The organism is Kineococcus glutinatus (genome assembly GCF_039542765.1).
Classification (GTDB): Bacteria; Actinomycetota; Actinomycetes; order Actinomycetales; family Kineococcaceae; genus Kineococcus_A; species Kineococcus_A glutinatus.
Map to the genome: position 1 here is coordinate 1 of NZ_BAABIL010000497.1, position 1,984 is coordinate 1,984.

3 protein-coding genes and 1 pseudogene are annotated in these 1,984 nt (G+C 72.8%); all 4 read right to left on the minus strand.

Annotated features, from left to right (window positions below; translation table 11 throughout):
• On the minus strand, nucleotides 1-680 hold a 680-nt coding region (locus tag ABEB16_RS17015), incomplete at its 3' end, for a DivIVA domain-containing protein (protein WP_345713414.1).
• Nucleotides 681-771: 91 nt separating this feature from the next.
• Nucleotides 772-1,047 (minus strand): YggT family protein, encoded by a 276-nt coding sequence (locus ABEB16_RS17020; RefSeq protein WP_345713415.1) that lies wholly within the window; start codon nucleotides 1,045-1,047, stop codon nucleotides 772-774.
• A 79-nt stretch (nucleotides 1,048-1,126) separates the two neighbouring features.
• Nucleotides 1,127-1,663, minus strand: a complete 537-nt coding sequence (locus ABEB16_RS17025; RefSeq protein ID WP_345713416.1) for a cell division protein SepF — start codon at nucleotides 1,661-1,663, stop codon at nucleotides 1,127-1,129.
• A gap of 89 nt (nucleotides 1,664-1,752) precedes the next feature.
• Nucleotides 1,753-1,984, minus strand: a pseudogene (locus ABEB16_RS17030) (hypothetical protein); the annotation flags it as partial.

The following is a 1,984-nucleotide window of genomic DNA, read 5'->3' on the forward strand; positions in this document are numbered from 1 at the left end:
GCCGGCTCCGGCTGCGCGCCGACCTGTGCCCCCGCAGCTCCCCCCGGGGCACCGGGCAGCGCCTGGGCCACCACGGGCTCGCGACGTTCCAGCTCGGCCAGCTGGTTCTGGAAGAACTCCGTCAACCGGCCGCGGGAGGTGCGCTCGAAGTCCCGCAGCTGGCCGATCGCCGACTCCAGGTCCAGGCGCTCGCCCTGCAGCCGGCCCAGCGTCCGGTCGCGCTCCTCGTGCGCGCCGGACACCAGCTGGTCCGCGGCCCCCTGCGCCTCCGCGACGAGCTGCTCGGCCCGCGCCTGCGCGTCGGAGACGATGCGGTCGCGCTGCGACTCCGCGCCGCGCACGTACTCGTCGTGCAACCGCTGGGCCATCGCCAGGATGCCGGCGGCGTGCTGCACGTCGTCCGGCGACACCGCGGGCGCGGCAGCCGCGGGGACGGGCGCCGCCGCAGGGGCCTGCACCGCAGGTGCACCGTCACCGGCGGCCTGCGCGCGGCTGAGCTCGGCGACGCGCTGCTCCGCCTGGCGCAACCTCTCGCGCAGGTCGTCGCTCTCGGCGTTGAGCCGACGCAGCTCCTCGACCACCTCGTCGAGGAAGTCGTCGACCTCCTCCTGCGCGTACCCCTCACGGACCCGGGTGGCGTTGAAGCGCTTGTTGACCACGTCCTCGGGAGTCAGCGTCATCCTCGTTCCACCTCGCCGACGAGCCGGCCCCTCTGGCCGGGACTGATCTCCACGCTAGCCCAACCGGGGCACGGGCGGAGATCGAGACGGCTCAGAGCAGGCCCATGACCACCCAGCAGGCGAAGACGAGCACCATGAAGCCCAGGTCGAGGCTCACCGCACCCAGCCGCACCGGCGGCAGGACCTTGCGCAGGGCGCGCAGCGGTGGATCGGTGACGGTGTAGACACCCTCGGCCAGCACCAGCACCGGCCCACGGGGGCGGAAGCTGCGCGAGAACACCTGGACCCAGTCGAAGATCATGCGACCAACGAGGCTGAGCAGGAACAGCAGGACGAGCAGCTCGAGCAGAGCGCGCACGGCGGACACCCGACCATCCTCCCCGATCGTGCCGTCCCCCGCGGCCGCGGGAGGCCGGACCCACCCGGCCGGCGCAGCCGAGCGGGTGTCAGGACTGGTTGAAGAAGGTGCGCTCCACCGGGCGTTCCTCCTCCTGGGCCGCCACCTGGACGTTCTGCGGCGACAGGAGGAACACCTTGCTGGTGATGCGCTCGATGGAGCCGTGCAGCCCGAAGATGAGCCCCGCCGAGAAGTCCACGAGCCGCTTGGCGTCGGAGTCGTCCATGTCCGTGAGGTTCATGATCACCGGGACGCCCTGGCGGAAGCTCTCGCCGATGGTCTTGGCCTCGTTGTACGTGCGGGGGTGGATCGTCGTGATCCTGTGCAGCTCCGGAGCGCTCGACTGAGGCACCACCTGCGCCACCTGCCTCCTGATCGGGGTCACCTGGGACGGAACGCTCTCGGGTCGCAGCTCGGTCACGGGCCGGTGCTCCGACCGGTGCTCCGGCGCCGTGCGGGGCTCGGCGAGCACCGGCTTGCGCTGCGGCTGGGGCTGCGGCTCGTCCTCGACGAGCTCGTCGGCCTCGTAGCGGTCGTCCTCGGCCAGGCCGAGGTAGACCATCGTCTTGCGCAGCGCGCCGGCCATCGTCAGCTCCTCGAGTTCGTCGACGGCGGCGCGCCGGCCCTCCGGGGCACGACCGGCGCCACCGCGGTGTGGTCGGACAGTGGCCGAGGTTACCGCGCCGGCGGACGCGGGCCCAGGATCGCGCTGCCGACACGCAGGAGCGTGGCACCGCACGCCACGGCCTGCTCCAGGTCCCCGCTCATGCCCGCCGAGATGTCCGTCGCACCCGGGTGCGCGAGCCGCAACCGCTCCGCGACGGCCGCCAGCCGCGCGAAGGCGTCCTCGACCGGGGCGAAGACGGTGAACTCGTCACCGTCGAGGGTGCTGACCAGGTTCACCTGC

What these genes read in the sequence shown, in the direction of transcription:
- ABEB16_RS17025 (WP_345713416.1), bottom strand. Translation starts at nt 1,663, where the DNA reads ATGGCCGGCGCGCTGCGCAAGACGATGGTCTACCTCGGCCTGGCCGAG.